The following is a 6,673-nucleotide window of genomic DNA, read 5'->3' as shown; positions in this document are numbered from 1 at the left end:
CTCAAGCTGCTCCGCTGGAACTCCCCGGCAGAGGCCATTTACGAGGAACTGCTACACTTCCCTAACCCCGAAAGTGTTGCACTTCATTTTTGAATCCGGGAATGCTGTAACACAAAACCTATTGAAGCAATGTTTAGTTGAAGCGGAGTATAGCGTCTGATACAATCGGTTTTCAATATTGCGTGGGTTAATCGCCAAAAGCTACAATGTAACGTGCCATTGTTCCTGTTAAATGGCCTAATGTGAGCCCTTGGATTATTAACCGCTTGTTGTGTTCGCTCAAACAATGGCAAGCTTGCACTGCCAGAAAACGCAAAAAATAAGTCTCTGAATCCTGTATTATGAAACAAGGCCATGTGTATTTGCATTCTCCTTATTGTTCTCCCATGAACGGATACCTGTAGTCCTTCGGCGGGACGAAATTCTCCTTCACGGTGCGCGGCGAGACCCACTTGAGCAGGTTTATCGCGCTGCCCGCCTTGTCGTTCGTGCCGCTGGCGCGCCCGCCGCCGAACGGCTGCTGTCCCACGACCGCGCCCGTCGGCTTGTCGTTGATGTAGAAATTCCCCGCCGCGTGCCGCAGCGCCTCGTAAGCGACGCCTATCGCGTACCTGTCCTGCGCGAATACCGCGCCCGTGAGCGCGTACGGCGACGTCGTGTCGCACAGCCGCAGCGCGTCCTCGTACTCGCCGTCCTTGTACACGTGGATCGTCAGCACCGGGCCGAAGATTTCCTCGCACATCGTCCTGAAATCGTGCGTTTTGGCGAGTATAACCGTCGGCTGGACGAAGTACCCCAGCGAGTCGTCGCAATTCCCGCCGAAAATTATTTCCGCGTCGTTCGATTTTTTCGCGAACTCGATGTAATCCTTATGCCCGTCGAACGCCGCGCGGTCGATCACCGCGTTCACGAAATTGCGGAAGTCGGTGACCGGCCCCATCTTTATTTCACCGAGCATGTCGCCCATCAGGTCGCGCAGCTTCGGCCAGAGCGATTCGGGGATGTACGCGCGGCTGGCGGCGCTGCACTTCTGGCCCTGGTATTCGAACGCGCCCCGCACGAGCGCGACCGCGAGCGCTTCGACGTCCGCGGACGCGTGCGCGAAGACGAAATCCTTCCCGCCCGTCTCGCCCACGATGCGCGGGTACGCCTTGTAGCTTGTGATGTTGACGCCGATCGTCTTCCACATCTGCTGGAAAACGCTGGTGCTTCCGGTGAAGTGCACGCCCGCGAGGTCGGGCGACGCCATCACCGGATTGCCCACCTTACCGCCGCTTCCGGGGATGAAATTTATCACTCCCGGCGGCAGCCCCGCCGCCTCGAAAAGCTTCATCAGATAGTATCCCGATAGTATCGAGCTGCTGGCCGGCTTCCACAAAACCGTGTTGCCCATCAGCGCGGGCGAGGTCGGCAGGTTGCCTGCGATGCTCGTGAAGTTGAACGGCGTCACCGCGAAGACGAATCCCTCCAGCGGGCGCTGCTCGACGTAGTTCCACATCCCCGTCGGGGAAACGGGCGGCTGCTCGCTGTAAATCGCCTGCGCGTAGTACGGGTTGAACCGCCAGAAATCCACAAGCTCGCACGCGGAGTCGATCTCCGCCTGGAAAACGTTCTTGCTCTGGCCGAGCATCGTCGCCGCGTTCAGCGTGTCGCGCCACGGCCCGGCCAGAAGCTCCGCCATCTTGAGGAAAACGCTCGCGCGCATGTGCCACGGCGTCTCGCTCCAGTCCGCCCACGCTTCGCGCGATGCCTGTATCGCGGCCTCGACTTCGGCCGCGCCCGCGCGGTGGTAGCGGCCGAGCAGATGCGCATGCTCGTGCGGGCAAACGATATCCGCAACGTCGCCGGTGCGGACTTCCTTGCCGCCGATGATGAGCGGGACCTCGACCTCTTCCTTCCACATAGCGTCGAGCCGCGCCTTCAGCGACGCGCGCTCCGGGCTTCCCGGCGCGTAGCTCTTGACAGGTTCGTTTACAGGCCTAGGTACGTTGAAAACTCCGTGCGTCATACTATCCTCCATGCGGGCGGGCAGGGGCCGCGCCCTTCTCGTATCCTAGCACAGGGATTGCCCACCGGCGGAGCGCCGCGCCGCTTGCGCGAAAGCGAACGCGGGAAGTTAGAGGGGAAAGAAGTTCTTTCCGATACGCGTTTATAGCCGACGGGAAATGGCTATGCCTCTGGATGCTTCTTCTTGGATTTCTGCTTCTTGAGGTAAGCCTTTCTTGCCGCTTCGTTTTTTTTTGACGAATTCGGTGTTTGCCTTCTCCCGGAACGCGCGCTGCTCGGTCTCGGTCATCTTCGAGAGCTTTTCCTGCAGCATCTGGGCGCCCAGATGCTTCAATTTTAAGCAAGGCAGATCGTCTAAGGATATTTCAATCACCTTCTAATATCGCCACAATTTCAAATGGAGTGGTGATGTTCAAAGGATTGTACCTGAAATCAAATCCCGGGCGGAGCGGAATCGCCTTCCCGCCCGCCCGATATTCGCAATCTACACTGCGGCGTGCGTATGGCCATGCACGTGCTTGAGCGTGTCGCGGAACCGGTCCACCACCTTGTCAAGCAGGTCGCAGCCGATCACGACCGGCGGCTGGAGCCGCATCACCTTCGGGTTGTTTATCGTGTGCGCGACAAGGACGTCGCGCTCAAACAAACCTTTGGAAACTGCAAATCCTGTGTCGGCTTCCCGGAATTCCACGCCGATCCACAGCCCGAGGCCGCGCACATCCGCGATCTCGTCGGGGAACTCCCGGGCGATTTCCCAAAGATTGTTCTTGAAGCTCTCGCCCTTCTGACGCGACTGGCGCGCCACGTCCTCGCGCTCCATCATGTCTATCGCGGCAAGCGCGGCCGCGCACGCCGGCGCGCTTCCGGCGAAAGTGTTCGTGAAGTACCACGGGTTGCCGAAAATCGCCTGCCACACCTCGCGCGTGCCGCTGACTGCGCTTATCGGAAACACCCCGCCGCTCATCGCCTTGGCCATCACGATAATGTCCGGTTTCACGCCCGTGTGCTCGCAGCAGAACATCGCGCCGCTTCTGCAGAACCCGCTCTGCACCTCGTCCACGTGCAAAAGCGCCCCGTGCTCGTCGCAGAGCTTGCGCACGCCCGGCATGAAATCGTCGCCCGGCACGTTTATCCCCCCCTCCCCCTGCACGGCCTCGACGATCACGCTGGCCACTTTCCCCGCGTTCGCCTTCATCACGCGTTCGAGATCCTCAAGATCGCCGTAGCGCGCGACCGTACCTTCCTCGCCGAGCCCCGGAACGAGCGGCTGGAACTTGTCGCGTATCGCGCCGCGGTTCGTCCCCGACAGCGCGCCCATCGTCTTTCCGTGGAACGAATTGGTGAACGTGACGTGCACGCACCGCTCTTCGCCGCGCACCTCGCGGTGGTACAACCGCGCAAGTTTAATCGCGGCGTCGTTGGACTCCGCGCCGCCGCTGTGAAAGTAGGTGTACTTGATGTCTCCCGGCGTTATTTCGGCCAGCTTTTTCGCAAGCTCGCCCTGCAGCGGATTCAGAAGCTCCTGGCTGTACAGCCCCATCCGCGCGTAGACCGCCATCACCGCGTCCATCACGGGCTTCGGCCTGTGCCCCAGGACGAACACGCCGTATCCGGCCAGGCAGTCTATGAAGCTCTTGCCGTGCACGTCGAACATCAGCGCGCCCTCGGCAGCCCATTCCACTTCCTTCGCCGACGCGCTTTTTTTCATTCCCAGAAAAGCGGGATTAAGATACTCGTTGTAGTTCTCGACCGTTTCCGCGATCAATCGTTCGCGCTCTTCCGCGGTCAGGTCGTTTTTCAAGCTCAAATACATTTCGCACCTCCATACGAACGCAAATAAATCGAACGGACTACCGCGCCGCACTCTTGCGTTCGTCGGGGTGGTTGGAGGCCAGGATGATGAACAATAGCGTCCGCCATTCTTCGCGGACGCGCACCGGCCTGCTCAATTTGCGGCTCACAGGTTCATCACCTCCATCGTGAATGCGGCCATCACATCATACTCATCCGCTCCGCTCGATTTCAAGCGGAAATCGGTTTCGCCGACAAGTTCCATGGCACGCGATATCTGCTCCTGCCGCCATCCGCCCAATTGCGCGGCGAACCTGTCCCGTGCCGACTTGTGCATCCGCATCACTTCGGGCAGCTTGAACATCCCGCCCCGGCCCAGCGCCGCGCACGCCGCCAGAAGCTCCAGGCGCCCGTGCACCAGCGAGAGCACCTGTACCCCCGCTCCCCCCGCCTCGATTATCTGGCGCAGCAGGTGCACCGCAAGGCTGCGCCGCTCGAACAGCGCGTCCAAATAAGAGAACACGCGCTCCGTCGGCACCGGCGCCACCTGCTCCCGGAGCATCCTGTCCGGCACCGCCTGCGGCTTTTCGCTCGCCTTCAAAAGCGACAGCTTTTCGAGCTCCTTCTCGACGAGCTGCGGCAGGTATGCGCATGCCTCCGCCAGGTATTCCGCGCCCGCTTCGCCCAGCACCAGCCCGAAACGCGCGGCCCGCGCCCGCGTCCATGCGCCCATCCGGTCGGGATAGGTCTCCCGCGTGAGGTCGTGCACCTGGGACGCCGCGCCGTCCAGCGCCTTGTGAATCGCGCTGCGCTCGTAGTCCTTCGCCTTGCGGTAGTCCTTCCAGTTGGTGTTCTGCGTGAACGCGATGAACTTGTTGGGCGGCGAGGACTTTATCGCGTTTTCCAGGGCTTCTGAATCGCCCTTCACGAACGAGAGCGCGGATACATTGTCCACCCAGTGGTACTCCTCCAGCGAAAAAAGATCGCGGGAGACGAGCAGCTCGATCACGCCGGCTAGCTTCAGCTCCTCGGCGAAGTGGCGCGCCGCATCCGCCCGGCCGAGGCATTCCTCGACGCGCTCGCGGATGAGTAGGTCGTCCTTCCCGAAGATATAGTACGTGGCCACCGTGGGAGATTATAGTAGGGGCGGCTGCCAGCCGCCCCTGCATTTCCCTCTTCCCTCTTCACGCTTCACTCATCACGGGCGCACGCAGTGCGCCCCTGCAACGGGCGTGAGGAAATTGTTTCCCGGCGGGACGCCGGGCCTCCCATCGCCCCTACTTTTTAAATTCCGGTTTCCTGTTTTCCATAAACGCCCGGACGCCTTCCTCCCGGTCGGGCGACGCCCACAGCAGTCCGAACAGCTCGCTTTCGAGATCCAGTCCGTCGTCTATCGACAGCGTGAGGCCCCGCACGACCGCCCGCTTGGCCACCGCAATCGCCGTGCGGCTCTTCTTCGTGAACTGGGCGAGGAACTTCATCGTGCCGGGCAAAAGCTCCTCGGGCTCGAAAACCCGGCACACGAGGCCCAGCTCCTTCGCCTCCTGGGGAGTGACAGGCTCGCCGGAGAGGATCATCTCCAGCGCCTTCTGCCGTCCCACGAGGCGGGGCAGGCGCTGGGTGCCGCCCCATCCGGGCATCACTCCGAGGTTGATCTCGGGCAGGCCGAGTCTTGCGCGGGTGCTGGCCGTGCGGAAGTCGCAGGCCATCGCGATTTCAAGCCCGCCGCCCAGCGCGAAGCCGTTTATCGCCGCGCACGTTATGAACGGCGCAGCTTCGAACATCTGGAAGACGCGCTGGCCGATGTAGCTGAAATGCCGGGCGCCGTGCGGGTCGAGGCTGGGGAACTGGCCGCGGATGTCGGCGCCGGTCGAAAAAACCTTGCCGCTGCCGGTCAGGATCAGCGCGCGGATGGTCTCGTTCTCGTAGTAGCTTTCCAGAAGCGCCTTGAGGCAGCCGACGAGGTCGGGGCCGAACGTGTTGTACTTGTCGCCCTCCTTGTCGATCGTGAGGGTGAGGATGCCGCAGTCGGAATCCATCCGGACCTTGAAGAAACGCTCGAACTCAAGCTGGGCCATTTGAGCCTCCATCTGAAGCCCGCATGGTAGCACAGGCGCCGATTAGTCAACCGCGCGCGCCGTTCCGGCGTGCGAACAAAAACCGCAGGAATTTGTCTATAATAACCGCGGTGCGGACTCACTTGAAACATGGCGCATGGATCGCGGCGGCCGCCGTCGCGCTAACCGCGCTTTTCGCGTATCAGCCGCCCGTCCGCGCGCAGCAGGATGAAATCTCGCCCGAGTTCAAAAATTACGATTTCACACTCAAGTCGCTCGACGGCGTGTCGAAAGTGCGTCTTGGAAGCCTGATTAAAAAGAATTACGTGGTGCTCGTCTTTTGGAGCGCGCGCTGCCCGCTGTGCGATTTCGCGATGCCTTATGTCGCGATGTACGACGACCTGCTGACGGAGAAGGAAATAAAGGACGTGAAGCTGTTGACCGTTGCGCTGGACGCGCGCGCGGAAGATCCGCTTAAGGTCGCCATCGCGGAAAAGTACGCATTCGAAATTCTGCACGATCCGCTGGCGCGGGACACCAACGAGCCGTACCTGTTGGAGAAAAAAGGAATACCAGCCTGTTATATTTTCAACAAGCGCGGCTATATAATCGCGACGATATACGGCTTCGACAAGAACTTTATGAACGACGTACAGGAAGCGATCAACGCCGACCGCCAGTCCTACGGCGGAGCGCATTCCAGGCCGAACAGAATCGTGGAGTAGGCATCGCGCGGTCGATTTACGCATTCGAAGCACCGTCGTGAGACGCGATTTGCCGCGGTCGCGCAATCCGGCATTCCGCCAAATGGCGGATCG

At 60.8% G+C, this 6,673-nt stretch carries 6 protein-coding genes; 1 reads left to right on the top strand and 5 read right to left on the bottom strand.

The window, feature by feature from the left end:
• Window positions 1-373: 373 nt before the first annotated feature.
• From pruA to HRF49_10160, 5 genes are all read right to left on the bottom strand, one after another.
• Window positions 374-2,008, bottom strand: coding sequence for an L-glutamate gamma-semialdehyde dehydrogenase (gene pruA, locus HRF49_10180; GenBank protein MEP0815018.1), 1,635 nt, complete (start codon window positions 2,006-2,008; stop codon window positions 374-376).
• Between the two features lie 141 nt (window positions 2,009-2,149).
• On the bottom strand, window positions 2,150-2,380 hold the full coding sequence (locus tag HRF49_10175; protein ID MEP0815017.1) for a hypothetical protein: 231 nt from the start codon (window positions 2,378-2,380) through the stop codon (window positions 2,150-2,152).
• Window positions 2,381-2,491: 111 nt separating this feature from the next.
• Window positions 2,492-3,820 (bottom strand): aminotransferase class III-fold pyridoxal phosphate-dependent enzyme, encoded by a 1,329-nt coding sequence (locus tag HRF49_10170; protein MEP0815016.1) that lies wholly within the window; start codon window positions 3,818-3,820, stop codon window positions 2,492-2,494.
• A gap of 144 nt (window positions 3,821-3,964) precedes the next feature.
• Window positions 3,965-4,924, bottom strand: coding sequence for a hypothetical protein (locus HRF49_10165; protein MEP0815015.1), 960 nt, complete (start codon window positions 4,922-4,924; stop codon window positions 3,965-3,967).
• Window positions 4,925-5,075: 151 nt separating this feature from the next.
• Window positions 5,076-5,876 carry an enoyl-CoA hydratase/isomerase family protein gene (locus tag HRF49_10160; GenBank protein MEP0815014.1) on the bottom strand — a complete coding sequence of 267 codons (801 nt, stop codon included), beginning with the start codon at window positions 5,874-5,876 and terminating at the stop codon, window positions 5,076-5,078.
• Window positions 5,877-5,998: 122 nt separating this feature from the next.
• Here HRF49_10160 and HRF49_10155 point away from each other — a divergent pair, with 122 nt between their 5' ends.
• Complete coding sequence (locus HRF49_10155; protein MEP0815013.1) at window positions 5,999-6,580, top strand: TlpA family protein disulfide reductase; 582 nt, start codon at window positions 5,999-6,001, stop codon at window positions 6,578-6,580.
• Window positions 6,581-6,673 lie beyond the last annotated feature (93 nt).

Source organism: bacterium, from assembly GCA_039961635.1.
GTDB lineage: Bacteria > 4484-113 > 4484-113 > JAGGVC01 > JAGGVC01 > JABRWB01.
The sequence above is the reverse complement of the archived record's forward strand: the minus strand, read 5'-3'. Positions and strand labels throughout refer to the sequence as shown.

Bases quoted from the DNA above. Each gene is read 5' to 3' on its own strand.
- pruA (MEP0815018.1), bottom strand. From the start codon at position 2,008: ATGACGCACGGAGTTTTCAACGTACCTAGGCCTGTAAACGAACCTGTC.
- HRF49_10170 (MEP0815016.1), bottom strand. From the start codon at position 3,820: ATGTATTTGAGCTTGAAAAACGACCTGACCGCGGAAGAGCGCGAACGA.
- HRF49_10160 (MEP0815014.1), bottom strand. From the start codon at position 5,876: ATGGCCCAGCTTGAGTTCGAGCGTTTCTTCAAGGTCCGGATGGATTCC.